Origin of the sequence: Idiomarina xiamenensis 10-D-4, assembly GCF_000299895.1 — a bacterium.
Lineage (GTDB): Bacteria > Pseudomonadota > Gammaproteobacteria > Enterobacterales > Alteromonadaceae > Idiomarina > Idiomarina xiamenensis.
In genome coordinates this window covers 1-17,065 of the sequence record NZ_AMRG01000013.1, presented here as the reverse complement: position 1 = coordinate 17,065, position 17,065 = coordinate 1, and the positions used below count along the sequence as shown (strand labels likewise).

General features: G+C 49.3%; 23 protein-coding genes. 7 read left to right on the top strand and 16 right to left on the bottom strand.

Features of this window, described 5'->3' with window-relative positions; genetic code table 11:
* Positions 1-3: 3 nt before the first annotated feature.
* On the top strand, positions 4-738 hold the full coding sequence (locus A10D4_RS10230) for a divergent polysaccharide deacetylase family protein (RefSeq protein ID WP_237738542.1): 735 nt from the start codon (positions 4-6) through the stop codon (positions 736-738).
* 5 nt (positions 739-743) lie between these two features.
* Here the strand turns inward: A10D4_RS10230 and A10D4_RS10225 are convergent, their stop codons facing one another.
* From A10D4_RS10225 to ftsY, 6 genes are all read right to left on the bottom strand, one after another.
* Positions 744-995 carry a YkgJ family cysteine cluster protein gene (locus A10D4_RS10225; protein ID WP_008489384.1) on the bottom strand — a complete coding sequence of 84 codons (252 nt, stop codon included), beginning with the start codon at positions 993-995 and terminating at the stop codon, positions 744-746.
* 59 nt (positions 996-1,054) lie between these two features.
* On the bottom strand, positions 1,055-2,227 hold the full coding sequence (locus tag A10D4_RS10220) for a hypothetical protein (protein WP_008489383.1): 1,173 nt from the start codon (positions 2,225-2,227) through the stop codon (positions 1,055-1,057).
* Between the two features lie 171 nt (positions 2,228-2,398).
* Positions 2,399-3,262 carry an RNA polymerase sigma factor RpoH gene (gene rpoH / locus A10D4_RS10215; RefSeq protein ID WP_008489382.1) on the bottom strand — a complete coding sequence of 288 codons (864 nt, stop codon included), beginning with the start codon at positions 3,260-3,262 and terminating at the stop codon, positions 2,399-2,401.
* Between the two features lie 218 nt (positions 3,263-3,480).
* Positions 3,481-4,470: a permease-like cell division protein FtsX gene (gene ftsX / locus A10D4_RS10210; RefSeq protein WP_008489381.1), complete on the bottom strand. Its 990-nt coding sequence runs from the start codon at positions 4,468-4,470 to the stop codon at positions 3,481-3,483.
* Positions 4,467-5,144 (bottom strand): cell division ATP-binding protein FtsE, encoded by a 678-nt coding sequence (gene ftsE / locus A10D4_RS10205; RefSeq protein ID WP_008489380.1) that lies wholly within the window; start codon positions 5,142-5,144, stop codon positions 4,467-4,469. The genes ftsX and ftsE overlap by 4 nt, the downstream gene beginning before the upstream one ends.
* A gap of 35 nt (positions 5,145-5,179) precedes the next feature.
* Positions 5,180-6,442, bottom strand: a complete 1,263-nt coding sequence (ftsY, locus tag A10D4_RS10200; protein ID WP_008489379.1) for a signal recognition particle-docking protein FtsY — start codon at positions 6,440-6,442, stop codon at positions 5,180-5,182.
* A gap of 137 nt (positions 6,443-6,579) precedes the next feature.
* On the opposite strand from ftsY, the gene rsmD reads away from it, so the two are divergent.
* Together rsmD and A10D4_RS10190 are read left to right on the top strand one after the other, a co-directional pair.
* The gene (rsmD, locus tag A10D4_RS10195; RefSeq protein WP_008489378.1) at positions 6,580-7,167 is read left to right on the top strand and encodes a 16S rRNA (guanine(966)-N(2))-methyltransferase RsmD; all 588 of its coding nucleotides are present in this window, start codon (positions 6,580-6,582) and stop codon (positions 7,165-7,167) included.
* An 18-nt stretch (positions 7,168-7,185) separates the two neighbouring features.
* On the top strand, positions 7,186-7,455 hold the full coding sequence (locus tag A10D4_RS10190) for a DUF1145 domain-containing protein (RefSeq protein WP_008489376.1): 270 nt from the start codon (positions 7,186-7,188) through the stop codon (positions 7,453-7,455).
* On the opposite strand, the gene A10D4_RS10185 is transcribed toward A10D4_RS10190, so the two are convergent.
* From A10D4_RS10185 to A10D4_RS10175, 3 genes are read right to left on the bottom strand one after another with little or no spacing between them, the layout of a single operon-like run.
* On the bottom strand, positions 7,412-8,041 hold the full coding sequence (locus A10D4_RS10185; protein WP_008489375.1) for a YjaG family protein: 630 nt from the start codon (positions 8,039-8,041) through the stop codon (positions 7,412-7,414). The two genes, A10D4_RS10190 and A10D4_RS10185, sit on opposite strands and share 44 nt — an antisense overlap.
* 4 nt (positions 8,042-8,045) lie before the next feature.
* Positions 8,046-8,393: a putative signal transducing protein gene (locus A10D4_RS10180; RefSeq protein WP_008489374.1), complete on the bottom strand. Its 348-nt coding sequence runs from the start codon at positions 8,391-8,393 to the stop codon at positions 8,046-8,048.
* A 15-nt stretch (positions 8,394-8,408) separates the two neighbouring features.
* Positions 8,409-9,005, bottom strand: a complete 597-nt coding sequence (locus tag A10D4_RS10175; protein ID WP_008489373.1) for a YhgN family NAAT transporter — start codon at positions 9,003-9,005, stop codon at positions 8,409-8,411.
* Between the two features lie 332 nt (positions 9,006-9,337).
* Between A10D4_RS10175 and A10D4_RS10170 the strand changes: the two genes are divergently transcribed.
* On the top strand, positions 9,338-10,276 hold the full coding sequence (locus tag A10D4_RS10170) for a pyridoxal-phosphate dependent enzyme (RefSeq protein ID WP_008489372.1): 939 nt from the start codon (positions 9,338-9,340) through the stop codon (positions 10,274-10,276).
* Here the strand turns inward: A10D4_RS10170 and A10D4_RS10165 are convergent, their stop codons facing one another.
* The 4 genes from A10D4_RS10165 to A10D4_RS10150 form a co-directional block, all read right to left on the bottom strand.
* Positions 10,277-10,714, bottom strand: a complete 438-nt coding sequence (locus A10D4_RS10165; RefSeq protein WP_008489371.1) for a VOC family protein — start codon at positions 10,712-10,714, stop codon at positions 10,277-10,279.
* 24 nt (positions 10,715-10,738) lie between these two features.
* Entirely contained in the window at positions 10,739-10,945 is a 207-nt protein-coding gene (locus A10D4_RS10160; RefSeq protein WP_008489370.1) for a hypothetical protein, read from the bottom strand.
* Positions 10,946-11,144: 199 nt separating this feature from the next.
* A complete protein-coding gene (locus tag A10D4_RS10155; RefSeq protein WP_040502861.1) occupies positions 11,145-12,305 on the bottom strand; it encodes a cystathionine gamma-synthase in 1,161 nt (386 codons plus the stop codon).
* 24 nt (positions 12,306-12,329) lie between these two features.
* Positions 12,330-13,295: a PLP-dependent cysteine synthase family protein gene (locus A10D4_RS10150; RefSeq protein ID WP_040502866.1), complete on the bottom strand. Its 966-nt coding sequence runs from the start codon at positions 13,293-13,295 to the stop codon at positions 12,330-12,332.
* Between the two features lie 322 nt (positions 13,296-13,617).
* Between A10D4_RS10150 and A10D4_RS14260 the strand changes: the two genes are divergently transcribed.
* From A10D4_RS14260 to ltaE, 3 genes are read left to right on the top strand one after another with little or no spacing between them, the layout of a single operon-like run.
* A complete protein-coding gene (locus A10D4_RS14260; protein ID WP_202801438.1) occupies positions 13,618-13,875 on the top strand; it encodes a hypothetical protein in 258 nt (85 codons plus the stop codon).
* Positions 13,838-14,098, top strand: a complete 261-nt coding sequence (locus tag A10D4_RS14255) for a hypothetical protein (RefSeq protein ID WP_008489365.1) — start codon at positions 13,838-13,840, stop codon at positions 14,096-14,098. Before A10D4_RS14260 ends, A10D4_RS14255 begins: the two co-directional genes overlap by 38 nt.
* A gap of 32 nt (positions 14,099-14,130) precedes the next feature.
* The gene (gene ltaE / locus A10D4_RS10140; protein WP_008489364.1) at positions 14,131-15,147 is read left to right on the top strand and encodes a low-specificity L-threonine aldolase; all 1,017 of its coding nucleotides are present in this window, start codon (positions 14,131-14,133) and stop codon (positions 15,145-15,147) included.
* Positions 15,148-15,150: 3 nt separating this feature from the next.
* Here the strand turns inward: ltaE and A10D4_RS10135 are convergent, their stop codons facing one another.
* The 3 genes from A10D4_RS10135 to A10D4_RS14190 form a co-directional block, all read right to left on the bottom strand.
* Positions 15,151-15,744 carry a tRNA-uridine aminocarboxypropyltransferase gene (locus A10D4_RS10135; protein WP_040502860.1) on the bottom strand — a complete coding sequence of 198 codons (594 nt, stop codon included), beginning with the start codon at positions 15,742-15,744 and terminating at the stop codon, positions 15,151-15,153.
* A 53-nt stretch (positions 15,745-15,797) separates the two neighbouring features.
* Positions 15,798-16,205: a hypothetical protein gene (locus A10D4_RS14110; RefSeq protein ID WP_008489361.1), complete on the bottom strand. Its 408-nt coding sequence runs from the start codon at positions 16,203-16,205 to the stop codon at positions 15,798-15,800.
* Positions 16,205-17,065: hypothetical protein (locus A10D4_RS14190; RefSeq protein WP_008489360.1), on the bottom strand; the 861-nt coding region annotated here is incomplete at its 5' end. The genes A10D4_RS14190 and A10D4_RS14110, both read right to left, overlap by 1 nt.

Here is a 17,065-nt window from a genome sequence, read left to right as displayed (position 1 = left end):
CTGATGTTGTCGCTATTGCTGTTGTTAATGAGCTCTCCTAGCCACGCCAACTCGCGACAAACACCTGCCCTTAAACCACGTATCGCGATCATTATCGATGACGTTGGCAATAACGCTCACGACCTGAACTTGCTTGATTTACCCGGCTCCATCACCTTTGCGGTATTGCCGCATACGCCTTATGCGCGCAGCTTTGCGCTACGCGCGCATCGCGCTAATAAACAACTGATGTTACATATGCCGATGGAAACGTTGAATGGCAATGCCTTAGGACCCGATGCGCTAACCAGCAATATGGCTCGTATCGACATTCAAAACACCTTGCTACAAGCGTTGGATAGTGTGCCTTTCGTTGAGGGCGCTAATAACCATATGGGCAGTAAGCTGACACAACTCCCCTCAGTAATGAACTGGGTGATGCAGGTACTGTCGTCGCGACAGCTTTACTTTATCGATAGTCGTACCACCGAGTACACCGTTGCCGAAGACATCGCATGGCGTTTAGGTTTAGCAACGGCACGGCGTAATGTGTTTTTGGATAACGAATTAGATAGTGCCGCACTGAGTCGGCAGTTTAATCAGCTACTTCGCTACGCGGAACGCCACGGTAGCGCTATCGGTATTGGCCACCCTTACCCAGAAACCGTTGCCTTCTTACAAGCACATATCAACGAAATCGAGAGGCGTGGCATCGAATTAGTATTCGCTTCGGAATTGACCGTCAGTATGCCTCAATAAGCGACTCAGCCGGTGGCTTTTTCCAGTTCTGTGAGTAACCATAAGGCTTGCTCGCGATGCTCACCACAGACGTCTTCGCTGGCATCAAACTGAGCGCAAACGTCGGGCCGTTGGGGTTGTCCAAATAGTCGACAAAGATTATCGCTATCTAATTGTACACAACGTTCGCCAGCGGCTTTGCCAGCAGGCATACCGGGGATGGGTGAACTAATTGAAGGCGCGATACAGCAAGCACCGCAACCCATTCGACACTGCATTCTAAGACACTCCTAGCCTGACTTATAAAAGTTTAGCACTAAGCGGCATAACGTCCCTATCAGCAACGCACTTTGATGGTGATTAGCGGATTGCCGTTGCGATCATAAAAATGAGCGTCGCAAAGTTGATAATCCCAACCACCGCCTATTGGTGTACCACCACCAATGCCACCACCGGTTGTCGGTAGCGGCTTGTAACCGCCTCCGCTAACGCTACCAGCGGGGGTCGTTTGCGGGCTACCAAAAGCTTCGGTTAGTGCGACTTTGACGCAGGGAGACAGCTCCACTGTACTTTTCGCGGGATTGGTCAATACCGACCAAGACTGACCACCAATGTAGGTTAGGCTGTGATTCAACGAAATTTCGATATGAGAGCCTTTTGGCGTTAATGTAAAAATCACCTTAGAGGGTTGATTATTACCCTCTGCAGCTAAGCCATCGGGTAACGGGAAGTTGAAAGCAACATTTTTTTGTATTTGTTTATTATCCCAACTTAGCGAGACATTAAATCCCAGCTTTTGTAAGCCCAAGCCGATACCGGTGAATTCGACCTCATCGAAAAAATCACCCGGTGTGCCATCGAAATTTGCATACTGCTCGTTGACTTGCATTTGCAAACGACTCTCAAACTCTCCGCTAGTTGCGGCTTTTACGGCTTGATACTGTGAGCTCCCATTGGCGCAAGAAAAGTCATTGGCACTCGCCGTGTTAGCTGCCGTTATTTTAGTCGCCCCCTGTGCTTGGTCTCCGAGCCAATCGTAGAACGCTTGCGATGTGTCAAAGGTTGTACTGAGGTTATTGGCGATACTATCCGCGCGAGCAGCCAATCGATTACTGTATTCAACACCGTTACGAATCATCGCGTCGACAGTTTGCGGATGATCATAAGCGACTACCTGCAACTGCATCACTGGTGGAAACATGCCTTGATGGCTATGGCTCAGCTGAAATCCCCAAAGCCTGCCGCTGGCTTCGTTCAATACCGCAGCATAACGTGGCGTGCTGTAACAAGCCTGATTATCAATCGATATGATCTCACTGTTGTCTTTCGCCACACAGCGTAAAAGCGGATAGCTATGTGCTTTTACCAGATTTTTGGCCTCGCTGAAGCTACAGTCGTCACAGGTGTATGCTTGTACGTTTTTTTCAGGCAGAGCCTGTGCATCACTGGCTGGTGAAAATAGAGCATGCAAGCCTATAACCACAACAAAACCGAGGCTGTCTTTTAGCATGATGAGTCCCTTCTAAAGATCTAGAATCAAAAAATTAACATTAAAACAATAACAGTTCAAAATTTAGTCTTAATTTCGATATTTTTAGGGATACCATACATCGCGACAAAACAAACAAAAAAGCGCCCGATGGGCGCTTCTTCTTCAATAACCTGTTCAGTTCGGTCAATGCTATTGCATGGCTGCACGTAGCTTTTTCATGGCATTCGCTTCAAGCTGACGCACACGCTCTGCAGAAACCGAATATTTGTCGGCCAATTCTTGCAATGTGGTCTTGTTGTCTTCTTCTAACCAACGTGCCTTGACGATGTCTTGGCTGCGTTCGTCTAGTGTCTTCAGTGCTGACCACAAACGTTGATTAGTGTGAGATTCGTAATCTTCTGCTTCAACCTCAGCCGCCAAATCAGAACGTTGATCTTGCAAGTATAAAGCTGGCGAATAGGTATTACCGTCACGCGCGTCATCGTCATCAGAACTTAATTCAAAAGCTTGGTCATGGGCGCTCATGCGCGCTTCCATTTCCATCACTTCTGAAGTGCTCACACCGAGCTCGTCGGCTACGGTTTGTACCTCGTCGTGACTAAACCAGCCCAGACGCTTTTTCATTTTACGCAAGTTAAAGAATAACTTACGCTGCGCCTTGGTGGTGGCGATTTTAACTACACGCCAATTACGTAATACGTATTCATGAATTTCGGCTTTAATCCAATGCACCGCGAACGATACCAAGCGCACACCCACCGCAGGATTAAAGCGTTTTACCGCTTTCATTAAGCCGATGTTACCCTCTTGAATCAAATCGGCTTGCGGTAAACCATAGCCTGAATAACTGCGAGCAACATGCACCACAAAGCGTAAATGCGAGAGGATCAATTGCTTCGCAGCGGCCAAGTCGCCGCCATCATGCAGGCGTTCAGCGAGATCACGCTCTTCTTCCGCAGACAACATAGGAATGCGGTTTACTGACTGAATGTAAGATTCCAGGCTACCGCTTTGTGGAACGGTTAAAGCCATGGTTTTTAAATCAGCGCTCATGCGTTTTACACCTCTTCTGACTACTTTTAACGCCCAACCGGGCATGTCAACTTCGACCACCATTTGCGTCGAGAGTTCACCGGACTCTACATTCTAGCAAAGGATCGGTATCGATCAAGACGATTTAAAGCACTCGTCTGCATCGATATGACTTAACTAGTCGTCAACGCTATCACAATTACGTGACAAATTGATGAAAAGATCGGTAACAAGTCGTGTCAGCGCGGTTCAATACTGAGTACGTGTCGCCGCACCGCTATGTAAGAACCTAACAAGCCTAAGCCAATAGCAATGCCCCATAAAACCAGCATCTCGTTAAAGGATAAGCCAGCCAAGCGGAACTGTCCGTCATACAGTTCGGTGATAGCTATCACCGAGCTTGATAGCCACCACACCAACAAGAAAGTCGCCAACCAAGCGATGATGCCACCCACCACGCCATACCAAATGCCGGTATATAAGAATGGCCGTTGAATATACGCATTGGTCGCACCGACCAGTTTCATAATGACGATTTCTTCGCGCTTGCTCAAAATGTTCAAACGAATGGTGTTACCGACAATGAGCAGTGCTGACAAGCAGAGTAACAGCGCCAAGCCCACAAAGACATCGCTGACTAATCGCTGCATCGCTTGCAAGCGCGTTAACCATTGCACGTCCAGTTTGCCAAACTCGATTTCGCGTTGTTTTTCTAAGTTTTGTAATAAACGTTGTGCCTGAGTCGGGTCGCTAAACAGCTCACCCGGCGTAGCAATCACCACCGGCGGCAGCGGGTTGCTGGTTAAGTAATCCAAGGCCTCGCCAAAACCGGCGCGCTGTTTAAAGTCTGCTAACCCCTGCTCGGGGCTGATGTAACGTACCGCATCTAGCTGTGAATCAAGCTTTAACCGCTCTAACAGCGTTTGAATTTGAGTGTCGGATAAATCTTTACGCAAAAACAATGTAATTTCTGACGCCTGCTGAAACTCATTAGCCACCGCATCGGTATTTTTTACCAAAATATACAGCGTAGCTGGCAACGTCAGGCTTAATCCTAGTACCGCCATGGTCATTAACGATGCGATCGGATTGCGCGTCAGCTCGCCCAAACTGGCAACGGCTTGCTGGGCGTTATGAACAAAAAACATCACGAAGCGTTTTGTTAGCGATAGATTATTTTTCTTGGCGCCCGAGGCGCTACTGGGACGATTACGAAACAGTAAGCTCATACCACTGGCTCCTGTAATCCATCATCAACCATGGTGCCCTCTTTCAGCGTTAATGTGCGATAACGCAAACGAGCGATCAGACCTAAATCATGGGTAGCTATCAGTACCGACACGCCGACGGCATTGAATTCCTCGAACAATCGAATGATGTCCATCGACAACTTCGGGTCCAGATTACCGGTCGGCTCATCGGCCAACAGCAGTGGCGGCTTGGTCACCACCGCACGGGCAATACCCACGCGCTGCTGCTCTCCGCCCGATAACATGACGGGATAATGACGCTCTTTGCTCAGCAGGCCAACCTTGTCCAGCGCTGCTTGTACTCGCTTACGTGCCTCTTGAATGCTGTAACCCTCAATCAACAGCGGCAACGCGACGTTATCGAATACCGTTTTATCCATCAATAGGCGGTGATCCTGAAAAATCATACCAATATCACGTCGCACGTAAGGAACTTGTCCCGGCTTAATTCGATTTAGGTCATGCCCGTTGATAAACACGTGGCCAGCAGTGGGTCGCTCCATCAAACTGATCAATTTCAGCATGGTGCTTTTACCGGCACCAGAATGGCCGGTCAAAAACGCCATTTCACCGGGCTGCAAATGCATATTCACTTGCCGTAGAGCTTGGTGGCCCCCGGCGTAAGTTTTGCTGACGTTGTCAAATTTGATCATGGCAATGATGTCCTATCAATGAGCCTTAAAAACCACTAACTTGCTGACTTATTCCGGTCAAACAGAGCTTCGATAAAATCGTCGGCGACAAAAGGCCGCAGATCCTCTAACGCTTCGCCTACGCCAATATAACGAATAGGGATATTAAACTGATCGGCAATAGCAAAAATCACTCCACCCTTGGCGGTACCGTCTAATTTAGTCAAGGTAATGCCCGATACCCCCACCGCTTCGCTAAACAAACGTGCCTGACTAATGGCATTCTGGCCGGTGCCAGCGTCTAAGGTTAACATTACTTCGTGCGGTGCGTTGGCATCTATCTTTTTCATCACCCGGACAATTTTCTTTAATTCGTCCATCAGATTGGCTTTATTCTGCAATCGACCCGCGGTGTCGGCAATCAACACGTCTATACCACGCGCTTTTGCCGCGGCCACCGCATCGTAAATCACCGATGCGCTGTCGGCACCGGTATGCTGTGCAATCACAGCAATATCGTTGCGCTCACCCCACACTTGCAACTGTTCTACCGCCGCCGCGCGGAACGTATCACCAGCGGCCAACATGACCGATTTACCTTGTGCTTTGAATTGCTTAGCTAGCTTACCGATAGTCGTCGTTTTACCAACACCGTTAACACCCACCATCAACATCACGTAGGGCATTTCACCGCCGCTGTCTAACGTTAGTGGCTGCTCAACCGGCTGTAGGATCTCGGTCATTTGTTGCTGCAAAACGTCGTATAACGCATCGGCATCTTTTAGCTGACGTCGGTCGGCTTGTTTGGTCAGACGCTCGATAATGCGAGTAGTGGTGTCCATGCCGACATCGGCCATTAATAATTGTGTTTCTAATTCCTCAAACAGCTCATCATCGATTTTTTTACCACTGAAAATCGATGCTAAACCGGAACCGATATTCTCAGACGTACGTTTTAAACCGCCCGTTAAACGCCCCCATAACCCTTTTTTCTGTACCGTCGGTTCGGGTTCGGGTTCGGGTTCGGGTTCGGGTTCGGGTTCGGGTTCGGGTTCGGGTTCGGGTGGCGATGATGGCTCCGAACTCGATGTTTGCTCAAGCTGAGCCGCCGCATTTTCGGCGCTAACTTGCGCACAAATTTCGGCAGCATCAGGAGCCGCTAGCTCGGCAACCGAAGCGGCCGTGTGCTCGGCCTCATCGGCTTCCGGTTCGGCTGGCTCTTCACGCAACGATGATTGCTCGGCCTGCTGTTCCTGAGCCTGTTGCTGTTGCTTTTTCTTCTTTTTCCCAAATAGGGAGAAAAATGATCCTTTTGCCATGAATTGAATACCTTGGAAGTCAACTGCTGGAACGTCTACAATAGCGCGACATAATTTGCTCAAGTCTACCACGCAGGAACGCTGGTGACGACATTCCCTAACCGCCCGTTGTTGCGGGTCAATCGCACAGGTTCAGTATGGCAGGCTCGAAAAACGCAAAAGGTAGTGGCAGTTTTCGCATCATTGGCGGGCAATGGCGTGGCCGTCGACTAGCCATTGCCGATAGCGAGGGACTACGCCCGACCACCGACCGTGTGCGTGAAACATTATTTAACTGGCTGCAATTTGATATTCGCGGCGCACGCTGTTTGGACTTATTTGCCGGCAGCGGTAGCTTGGGGTTAGAGGCCTTATCGCGCGGTGCCGCCAGCGTGACCATGGTCGAAAAAGCGCCAGCCGTGGCACGGCAACTAAAGCAGCATTTACAAACTCTACACAGCGCACAAGCCGAGGTCGTACAAAGTGACGCCTTGCAGCTACTACAAACCGCGACCGCAAACACTTACCAAATCGTCTTTATCGATCCGCCATTCCGGCAACAGTTATTGCAGCCGAGTATCGACTTATTACAGGCATCCGGCTGGCTAGCAGCAAACGCTTACATTTATGTTGAAAGTGAAAAAGGCTGGCAAGGACAACTTCCGCGGACATGGCAGGCATTACGAGAAAAACATGCCGGACAAGTAACTTATCGCTTATATCAAGTAGCCGACACCTCGGCTTAATGATCACGAGGACTTTTTATGAACTTAGCAATTTGGGCTGGCCGCTGCGTATTTGCCGTCATCTGGCTGATCATCATCGCCGGCTTACTGATGCCCATGGCAGCCAACAGCAAGTGGCTGCTGGTATTCTTATTGGTGGTTCTGCTGATCATGCACGGCTTATTGTTGGGTATTTTCGTCGCCGTCTATCGGCAGCAAATAACGTGGCGCCGCGGTGACTACTGGCAAATACTGCTATTTGGCATTATTGGTTGGTTGGCGTTGCTTCGTCGTCCGCCGCCAGCATAACGCCGATATTTGACATACCCTCGTCATAGACCATCGTTTGCACTTGTTTAACCAAACTTGCGCTGACCTGGGGCTGACTCTCTAAGAAGCCTAGCATAGCCTGTTGAATGTCGATTTCGTATTCGACCAACTCATGTTCTCGCAACAGTTTTTGCAGAGTGTCGCTATCGACCTTATCGCCCTCCGATAATTCGATAAATTTAGCCACTGAGGCTTGCGACACTTTAGCGACGTTGACTAAATCGCCATCATTTTTATCTAATAATCCTTGTAGTAAGGTACTCAATGCTGTGCAGGCGTCCATTGCCGGATACACGCCAAGCATATCGTGACCATGCTCGCTGGGTGTCACTTCATCGACTTTTTCTTGCCAGCGCGCAAAATTGACTTTGGTTTGTTGAGGGGCGCTAAGCCAGCCCCAACAAGCATTGATTGCTCCGTGCAGGGGCTTGGGGTCACCGAAACCGGTCACTTGATGAAATAGCTCGTAATTCGGCAGCATACGCTGCGCTAAGTAAAGCGCCAATACCGCTTTGTGTTGAAAGCTTAAATCGCGCATCCGTTGGAAAGTGTTTAATTTTGCCATGCTGTTATTTCTCAAGTCCCGAGTCGGTCAGCGGCCGTGCTTGGCACCGCCAGCAAATTTCAAAATGTTGCTGATTGGCTTCGCCACATTGCGGGCAATACCAATCAGCCGTCGTTGGTCGAGCCACTTGTTCGCGCCCTTCATAGGCATCTAATAAATCGCGTGCGGTTTGCCAGTCCGATAACTGCACATACAAACGCACCTGCCCGGCATCCATGGGCAGCTCACCCAAGCCGCCCGCTAAGTGCCTATCGGCCGACTGCACGGTAATACCCGATTGCGCCAACATACCCTTTAGCAGCTCAGCCTCCAAGTCATTCGCCGCACGATACACCAAATGCCAGTCACTCATGCAGTTGCTACCGATTTAGCTGACCGTGTGCGACATGTAGGCGGCGATGCCGTCCAAAAACATCTGCACCGAAATCATCACCAGTACCATACCCATCAGGCGCTCCATCGCGGTAATGCCGCGTTCGCCCAATAAGCGATGAAAAACATTGCTGAACATCAGAATAGCCGCTGATAGGCCCCAAGCGCCGATTAACGCCAAGGTCCAATCAAACATACGTCCGGGAGACTGGTTAGCCAATAATAATAACGCCGCTAAGACCGACGGTCCTGAAATCAGCGGAATCGCTAAGGGCACAATGAATGGTTCTTCGCCCATTGCTAAGCCAGTCACGCCACCGGGCGACGGAAAAATCATGCGTAGCGCAATAATGAAAAGAATAATAGCACCGGCAATGCTCACTGCCTCTTGGTCCAAGTTGAGGAAATTCAGAATGCTGCTACCGGCGTATAAAAACAGTAACATGATCGCTAAGGCAATCAGCAACTCCCGAATCAGCACCATGCGCCGACGTTTTGGGTCAATATGACGCAGCACCGATAAAAATACCGGTAAGTTACCCAGCGGGTCCATGATCAAAAATAGGGTAACAGCGGCGGACCAAGTATCCATAGAGCATTATTTCCAAACGTTATCGCGATAGAGGGTCATGCGTTGTTACGCATGACGACGCTATGGGTAGCATTAATCTACCCAGCCAGTCACTATGATAAAGTAGCCGAGCGCATTTACGAAACCCTTATTTAACTTCAAGCAGTTAAAGTAAAATCACAAGCTATTTTCAGGTATTTTAATAGCAATGTATGCGGCCATCGCGAGCAATAATATTCTGACCACGGTTCAGTTAAGTTACTGACCAGTGGTCACTACTAATGGTCACTACTCGTTATCATTGCAGCAACTCGCGGTTTTAAGCATTTACGCAACCAGCATGAGGTAACAGCATGGATTGGCAACATCAAGATATTCAACAAGCAGCCCAGCGATTGGCGCCCTATCATGTGCTGACACCTTGTTTACGTAACGACTATTTAGATGCCTTAAGCGGCGCACAGCTATGGTTTAAATGCGAAAACCTGCAACGTACCGGCGCGTTCAAGTTTCGCGGCGCCTGTAACGCGCTACTGCAACTTAGCCAGCAACAACGGCAGCAGGGTGTCTTTACCGTCTCATCGGGTAATCATGGTGCAGCACTGGCTTGTGCAGGTCAATTATTAGCTATCCCGGTACAGGTCGCGGTGCCAAACAACGCGCCCCAAGTTAAAAAAGACAATATTGCCCGTTATTGTCAGCACATCACTGAAATAGCGCCCGGTATGGCCGCGCGCGAGCAATTCATCAACGCGCGGCAACAGCAACCGGGTACCTTGATCCCACCCTATAACCACGCGCATATCATTCAGGGCCAAGCAACTGCCGCTTGGGAACTCTGTCAGCAACAACCTCAGTTAGATACCCTATTGGCGCCGTTAGGTGGCGGCGGTTTGCTCAGTGGTACTGTGCGTGTCGCCCGTAGTTTGGGTATTGAGCAGGTTATCGGTGCCGAACCCGCCAACGCCGACGATGCTTATCAATCATTACGCAGCGGACAACTGCAACCGGCGCGCCCACCAGAAAGTGTCTGTGATGGTTTGCTCACCAGTTTGGGCGAACATACGTTTACTATCTTACAAGCCGGTTTAGATAGGGTGCTGTTAGTCGACGATGAACAAGTTATCGACGCCATGCAGTTGCTGTGGCTACACTTAAAAATGGTGGTGGAGCCTTCTTCAGCCATCACGCTTGCGGCAGTTCTGGCTTATCCTGAGTATTTTTCAGGGCGCCAGGTCGGGATCATCTTAAGCGGGGGGAATGTCGATCTGAAACGCTTACCTTGGCATTAGTTACTGTTTTGCAAATAACTGTGCGGGATCTTGAAACGCTTTGAACTCCAACGCATTACCAGCCGGATCATGGAAAAACATAGTCGCCTGCTCACCCGGCAAACCACGAAAACGAATGTAGGGTTCGATAACAAATTTAATCGGGGCGTGGCGTAAACGGTCGGCTAATTGATGCCAATCTTGCCAGCTCAGTACCACGCCAAAGTGCGGCACCGGCACCGCGTGGTCATCAACCTGATTATGTTGTAATTGGCCGGCTAACTCAGGTGCTAAATGGGTAACAAACTGGTGTCCCCAAAAATCCCAGTCGATCCAGTGATCGCTGCTGCGTCCTTCAGATAAGCCTAATAACTGGCCGTAAAATTCACGCGCCTTATGCAAGCAATCCACAGCTACGGCAAGGTGAAAAGGTTGTAAGGCAGCGTGTTCAGTTGTCATCAGTTACCACTCGGTTGTAACAGCTTAACGCACCGAATCAGTCGCTAAGGCTTCTTGGCGTTTCCATAACCGCACACCGACCGCGATTAACACGATGGCCCAATTTAATGGCGGTACGAAACCACTGAATAGCACCATTAACAAGCCCCATAACGGCTGTCGCTGATACTGTCCGGCCAGCACATAAAACATCAGTGCGGCAAGCAGGCTCTGTAGAATTAACAGACTCATAGCATGACCTTCCTTCCTGTAAAACAGGGTTGTTGTTATACACGCACTGGGTGCGATTTTTTTATGCTAGATGCTTATGCTATAAGCCTACTCAATTATGACCGAATTGTAAAAAAGTGTTTAGATAACTGATTTATAAAAATAAAAAAGCCCGACTCGAGGTCGGGCTCAATTTTACCTGCTGGTTTTTTGAGCTATTTTAGGCGTTTAACGCTTGATCCAGATCGGCTTTCAGATCGTCGAGATCTTCAATACCGACCGAAATACGCACGAAATTATCAGCAATACCTAACTTCGCGCGGTTTTCGGCTGGTACCGAGGCATGAGTCATGATCGCTGGATGTTCAATCAAGGATTCGACCCCGCCTAAGCTCTCCGCCAAGGCAAAAATTTCTACCGACTCTAAAAAGCGTCGAGCTTTTGCTAAGTCGCCTTTCAAGTTAATCGAAATCATACCACCAAAACCGCTCATCTGACGTTTTGCCAGCTCGTGCTGTGGATGGCTGGGCAAGCCCGGATAAATCACTTTTTCGACTTGCGGGTGTTGTTCGAGCCATTGTGCTAGCTCTAGCGCCGCTTGGTTGTGATGACGCATACGCAAAGCTAAGGTTTTAACGCCACGTAAGGCTAAATAGCTATCAAAAGGACCAGCAACCGCACCCACCGAGTTTTGCAAAAATAACATGCGCTCAACTAAGTCGTCGTTATCGCCAACCACGGCAATACCGCCAACCATGTCTGAGTGACCGTTTAAGTATTTGGTCGCCGAGTGCATGACAATGTCGGCACCCAACGCCAATGGCAATTGATTAAACGGCGTGGCGAAGGTGTTATCAACAACAACGATGATGCCCTTTGGCTTAGCCAGTTTGACAATGGCTTCGATATCGACCAGCTTCAACATTGGATTACTGGGCGTTTCCACCCAAATCATTTTGGTGCTCTCGGTGACCGTCGCACTCACCGCGTCAATATCGGCTAAATCGACGTAATCAAATTGCAAACCCGCCGAACGCTTACGCACTTTATCGAATAAACGGAAACTGCCACCATATAAGTCGTCCATAGCGACCACGTGATCGCCGTGATCGAGCAGTTCCAGAATGGTCGATGTTGCCGCCATCCCCGAAGCAAAAGCCAAGCCCTGTTTGCCACCCTCAAGGCTTGCAACCGCACGCTCCCAAGCAAAACGAGTGGGATTGTGCGAGCGCGAGTATTCAAAGCCCTTATGCTGACCTGGGCTTTCTTGTGCATAGGTCGAGCTGGTAAAAATGGGTGGCATCACCGCACCGGTTACCGGCTCTGGCGACTGACCGCCGTGGATTGCCTTAGTGGCAAATTTCATCGATTTATTAGCCATTGTCGTACCCTTAAACACGTTGAATTACAGCAAATTATTCGAGCGCATCCACTCGTCGTTAAATAACTTCGACAGGTAACGGTTACCAGTATCACAAGCCAGGGTCACCACCCGCTTGGCTTCGCTTTGCTGACGACAGTATTGCAGCGCCGCAGCAATCAGTGTGCCACTTGATGAGCCAACCATCACACCCTCTTTTTCCAACAACATACGGGCAGTTTGCATACCCTCTTTGTCGCTGATGGCATAAGCTTTATTGGCTAACTGGATATCACAAATGCTCGGCACAAAATCTTCACCGATTCCCTCTGCCAACCAACTGCCAGCTTCCACTTGCTCGTTGCGATTGACCAGTGGCTCTAAAATTGACCCGGCCGGGTCGGCCAGTACTAAGTCAATATCGTCACGTTGCTCGCGTAAATAGCGACCGATACCGGTCAGCGTACCGCCCGAACCAACACCACAAACAAACGCGTCTAAGTTACCATCCATTTGTTGCCAAATCTCAGGTCCAGTAGTGTTGTAATGAGCCGCAACGTTGGCGTCGTTAGCGAACTGATTGACGTAGTACCAACCGTTTTCTTCGGCTAGTCGTGCCGCCATATCTTGGTAATATTCTGGATGGCCTTTTTGCACGTCGGAGCGAGTCATCATCACCTCGGCACCCATCGCACGCAGATTATTGACCTTCTCTTGGCTCATTTTGTCAGGCATGACGATGCGCAACGGGTAACCTTTACTGGCCGCGACTAACGCTAAACCTAGACCGGTATTACCCGCAGTGGCTTCAATAATCGTCATACCGGGCTTTAATTTGCCCTGCTGCTCGGCGGCTTCGATCATACTCACCGCAATACGGTCTTTGATCGAACCACCCGGATTCATCAACTCGAGTTTTAAATAAAGTTCGCAAGGGCCGGTATCGATGTTCGAAACTTTCACCATCGGCGTTTGGCCAATCATTTCCAATACGTTGTTAAATACTTTCATGGGTCCATCACTTTGTTGGCGATACATTTAATGCCTAACCTGCACTAAACGTAGGCGACTGTTGCAGTTATCTGACAATGTTGAGGCTATTATCTCGAACCAGACCGGCGCCGACAACCTCGGCTCAGCATAGCTCATGCAATTCGGTTATAGGCGACTATTAACGGCGCTGATTCTATGGCAATCTTAAGCCCCTTGATGGCTAATAGGATAACACACCATGTTTGCGCTACCCCGTCGCTATGTTGGCATTTTATGTATCGGCTTATCAGCTATGTTGCTAAGTGCTTGTCAGCCCAAAAATACACCCCAGGATCATTTTATGACCCAGCTAGCCAAGCATTGTGGCAAAGCTTATGTCGGTCAAGTGGTCAGCGACAACTTGCAAGATACCGCTTGGGCATCGTCACGGATCATCATGCATGTGCGTAATTGCAGTGCGCAACAGATTGAAATTCCCTTACACGTCGGTGATGACCGCTCTCGGACTTGGGTGATCACACGCCTAGATGACCAGCTTTCGTTACAACATGTGCATGTTCATGAAGACGGCAGCCCCGACGAGTCAAACCGCCGATAAAGGCAGCAGCCATCAACAAGCGTTTCCTGTCGATCAGGCTAGCCAAGCGCTATTTCGTGAACATGGTTTAGCAGCCTCTGTCGATAACGTTTGGACGCTGACTTTTATTGATGAAAGCGAGTTTAGTTATAAACTGACGCGCCCCAATCGCGAGTTCGAGATCCGCTTTGATTTAACCGAGCCGGTCGAGTTACCACCCAAGGCTTGGGGTTACCAAGAATAAGTCACTGTTTTTTTGACCAAAGGAAGCTAACCATGAGCGCTCGAGCTATCGATTTTCGTAGTGATACGGTGACCCGACCCAGCGCTGCTATGCGCGATGCCATGGCGACAGCCATGGTCGGTGACGATGTCTATAGCGAAGACCCTAGCGTCAATGCGCTGGAACAACGCGTGGCTGACTTGTTGGGTAAACCGGCGGCATTATTTTGCAGCAGCGGCACGCAAAGCAACTTGTTAGGGCTTTTGGCACACTGCGAACGCGGCGACGAATTTATCGTCGGTCAGGAATATCACACCTATCGCTATGAGGCAGGCGGGGCTTCAGTATTAGGTAGCGTGGTAGCACAAACCATCGAGGTTGAAAGCGACGGCAGCTTAGATTTAGCCACTGTCGCAGCACGTATTAAACCTGATGACCCTCATTTTCCCCGCACGCGGCTATTGGCGCTGGAAAATACCCATACCGGCAAAGTCATCGAGCAAGATTTTATGTTAGCAGCACGGGCAGTAGCGGATCGTCATGGCTTAGCCATGCACTTAGACGGCGCGCGGCTGTTTAACGCGGTGGTAGCAAGTGGCAGCGATGCCGCAACCTTATGCCAGCCGTTTGATAGCGTATCGGTGTGCTTCTCTAAGGGCTTAGGTGCACCGGTAGGTTCGCTGTTATGCGCTTCACCGGCGTTAATCGCCAAAGCCAGACGACTGCGCAAAATGGTCGGTGGCGGTATGCGTCAAGCCGGTATATTGGCGGCCGCCATCAATTACGCTATCGATCACCACATTGACCGCCTACAAGACGACCACGACCATGCGCAACAGCTTGCCGAAGGCTTACAACAGCACCCGCTATTTAGCGTCGAATCGGTGCAAACCAATATGGTGTATTTGCGCTTTCATGACGCTGAACGGGCACAGCAAGCACAACAGCAATTAGCCGCTCAGGGCATTCTTGTACCCGCCAGTCAGCGGATGCGTTTAGTCACTCATTTGGATATTAACGGCGCCGATATCGACACCACAATTACGGCGTTTAAAGCGCTTTCGGATTAGCATTTATTCTGTCTTAACCAGCGCTTGCATACGCTGGCGTTGCAGTGCTAACAACGGCTCTGGCGCAAGTTGTTCCAAATCGTGCAGCGCATAAGCACAGGCTTCTAAAGTCGATAACTGCTGCGCATGAGCAGCTTTACGGGGATAGGCACTGGTTCGACCGGCGGCCAGCGTAAGCGCCGGCAACTGTTGTAGCCACGGGTTTAACTGCCACATTTTATAAGCCTTGCGCCACGTGGCGTCGAGCAAAATCAAACGCTTGATAGCGTGCGTTTGCGCCAGGGTATGTGTTGCTTGCGCGGTCGCGCTGGGGTAAAGCACCGCCGTGGTTAAATGCTGATTAGCAGATGACTCAGTCGAGAGTGGCTGTTGTTGTAATTCTTGTTGTAATTCTGCAAAGTCCGCCGCTGACTCGCCGCAATAACAGCGATAACGCTGCAACGATAAACCTAACAAGCGCGCCGTATTCTTTGCCGCCCGCCGCTCGGCCGGATGCTGCAACACCACCACCTCAATACGATGACTCACGCGCGTCACCTGCGCACATACGCAGGCCACGCTGGGAAAATAACAGCTTTGGCAGGTTTGTCTGGGCATTATTATTTGATTCTACAAAACTATCTTTTACTCTAATTGAAAGTACCTCTAGTTTAATCTATCCATGATGGGCCTGATACTCGAATAGTATCGCTCCCTGGTTCATAGTTATTTTTATCTACCGAGAGGTAAGGGGGGCTTTTGACACGTTCTCGAGCAAACTCCAGCAACGCTTCCGTATTCTCAAACCTGTTTTCACAGTCGGTACTATATTGATAATAAATATATTCTCGACTCTGCCCTTGAATTGTAAAGTCCATAGGAACTTTATTAGAGCCCATATTAGGCGCATTCCTAATCGCTTTTGTAATACTTTCAATTAACTCTTCTTTTTTTCCTAAGGGGGTTCCCGTCCAATCAATATTAACTCGAACTATACATTCAGAACGAGTATATCTCGCGTCTGTTCCACAAGAATTCAACCCAATTAAAAAAAACAAAAAAAGTGTAAAACGAAACACTATTCAACTCTCCACTCATAAATGCTGATCATTGGATTACCGCAGTTATCGCAGCTTTTCGCTAAATATTTTGTACTCAATGTCCAATCAAAGATCGCGTCATATGGACCATAAAGGTCATAAACTCTATCTGTTGAAACAGAATTAAACGCTGCTGCGGATAAAACTCCGCGATATGTTGGATAAATACCCGCAAGAGGTTTTCCAGTTGAATCAATTTCAGTATAAGTCAACTGATAAGCTACATGATTCAAATGCGCTGATGCTTTATCATCTCCACCTACAATTTTAATTTTCCGACCTAACCTAACCGTAATACTTTTTCCTTCGCCGACTAATTCAGCAACTTTTATCCACCTACCCTTTTCAGTTGCTTGAGAAAATCGCTCATTAGACTTAGGCTTATTATTAAACATCCGTGAAAACGCATCGCTATGCGCACCGTTAGCAAACTTGTTACCACTAACGTGAGAAACAGTACTACCCAATATGGCACCCGCATAGTATCGTTCCGGTGAGCGGTGAGTGTCATAACCCGACCCGGCGGCTCTAAAACTGTGTCCAAATTGTTGTCTTAACGCGACTTGCGCTGCCATTCCCATAAACTGCTCAAACAGACTATCACCGCTGAAACCGGTGGCACCACCTAAAACTGCGCCCCTGAGCGCCCCGGTAAAGACGTTGCCGCCATTCACCCCCGCACTAATTCCACCCGCTATGGCACCGGCCGTTGCTGCTCCGTACCACGAGCTCGCAAAATAGCTGCCACAAGCTGGGCAATAAATTGATGCCACCGCTACCACGACAGCACCGATAACGGGTTTGATGGCTTTCCATAGCTTACTAAAGAAATACCCACT

Coding starts and splice junctions, on each gene's coding strand:
- A10D4_RS10230 (WP_237738542.1), top strand. CDS start 4: ATGTTGTCGCTATTGCTGTTGTTAATGAGCTCTCCTAGCCACGCCAAC.
- A10D4_RS10225 (WP_008489384.1), bottom strand. CDS start 995: ATGCAGTGTCGAATGGGTTGCGGTGCTTGCTGTATCGCGCCTTCAATT.
- A10D4_RS10220 (WP_008489383.1), bottom strand. CDS start 2,227: ATGCTAAAAGACAGCCTCGGTTTTGTTGTGGTTATAGGCTTGCATGCT.
- rpoH (WP_008489382.1), bottom strand. CDS start 3,262: ATGAGCGCTGATTTAAAAACCATGGCTTTAACCGTTCCACAAAGCGGT.
- ftsX (WP_008489381.1), bottom strand. CDS start 4,470: ATGAGCTTACTGTTTCGTAATCGTCCCAGTAGCGCCTCGGGCGCCAAG.
- ftsE (WP_008489380.1), bottom strand. CDS start 5,144: ATGATCAAATTTGACAACGTCAGCAAAACTTACGCCGGGGGCCACCAA.
- ftsY (WP_008489379.1), bottom strand. CDS start 6,442: ATGGCAAAAGGATCATTTTTCTCCCTATTTGGGAAAAAGAAGAAAAAG.
- rsmD (WP_008489378.1), top strand. CDS start 6,580: ATGGCAGGCTCGAAAAACGCAAAAGGTAGTGGCAGTTTTCGCATCATT.
- A10D4_RS10190 (WP_008489376.1), top strand. CDS start 7,186: ATGAACTTAGCAATTTGGGCTGGCCGCTGCGTATTTGCCGTCATCTGG.
- A10D4_RS10185 (WP_008489375.1), bottom strand. CDS start 8,041: ATGGCAAAATTAAACACTTTCCAACGGATGCGCGATTTAAGCTTTCAA.
- A10D4_RS10180 (WP_008489374.1), bottom strand. CDS start 8,393: ATGAGTGACTGGCATTTGGTGTATCGTGCGGCGAATGACTTGGAGGCT.
- A10D4_RS10175 (WP_008489373.1), bottom strand. CDS start 9,005: ATGGATACTTGGTCCGCCGCTGTTACCCTATTTTTGATCATGGACCCG.
- A10D4_RS10170 (WP_008489372.1), top strand. CDS start 9,338: ATGGATTGGCAACATCAAGATATTCAACAAGCAGCCCAGCGATTGGCG.
- A10D4_RS10165 (WP_008489371.1), bottom strand. CDS start 10,714: ATGACAACTGAACACGCTGCCTTACAACCTTTTCACCTTGCCGTAGCT.
- A10D4_RS10160 (WP_008489370.1), bottom strand. CDS start 10,945: ATGAGTCTGTTAATTCTACAGAGCCTGCTTGCCGCACTGATGTTTTAT.
- A10D4_RS10155 (WP_040502861.1), bottom strand. CDS start 12,305: ATGGCTAATAAATCGATGAAATTTGCCACTAAGGCAATCCACGGCGGT.
- A10D4_RS10150 (WP_040502866.1), bottom strand. CDS start 13,295: ATGAAAGTATTTAACAACGTATTGGAAATGATTGGCCAAACGCCGATG.
- A10D4_RS14260 (WP_202801438.1), top strand. CDS start 13,618: ATGACCCAGCTAGCCAAGCATTGTGGCAAAGCTTATGTCGGTCAAGTG.
- A10D4_RS14255 (WP_008489365.1), top strand. CDS start 13,838: ATGAAGACGGCAGCCCCGACGAGTCAAACCGCCGATAAAGGCAGCAGC.
- ltaE (WP_008489364.1), top strand. CDS start 14,131: ATGAGCGCTCGAGCTATCGATTTTCGTAGTGATACGGTGACCCGACCC.
- A10D4_RS10135 (WP_040502860.1), bottom strand. CDS start 15,744: ATGCCCAGACAAACCTGCCAAAGCTGTTATTTTCCCAGCGTGGCCTGC.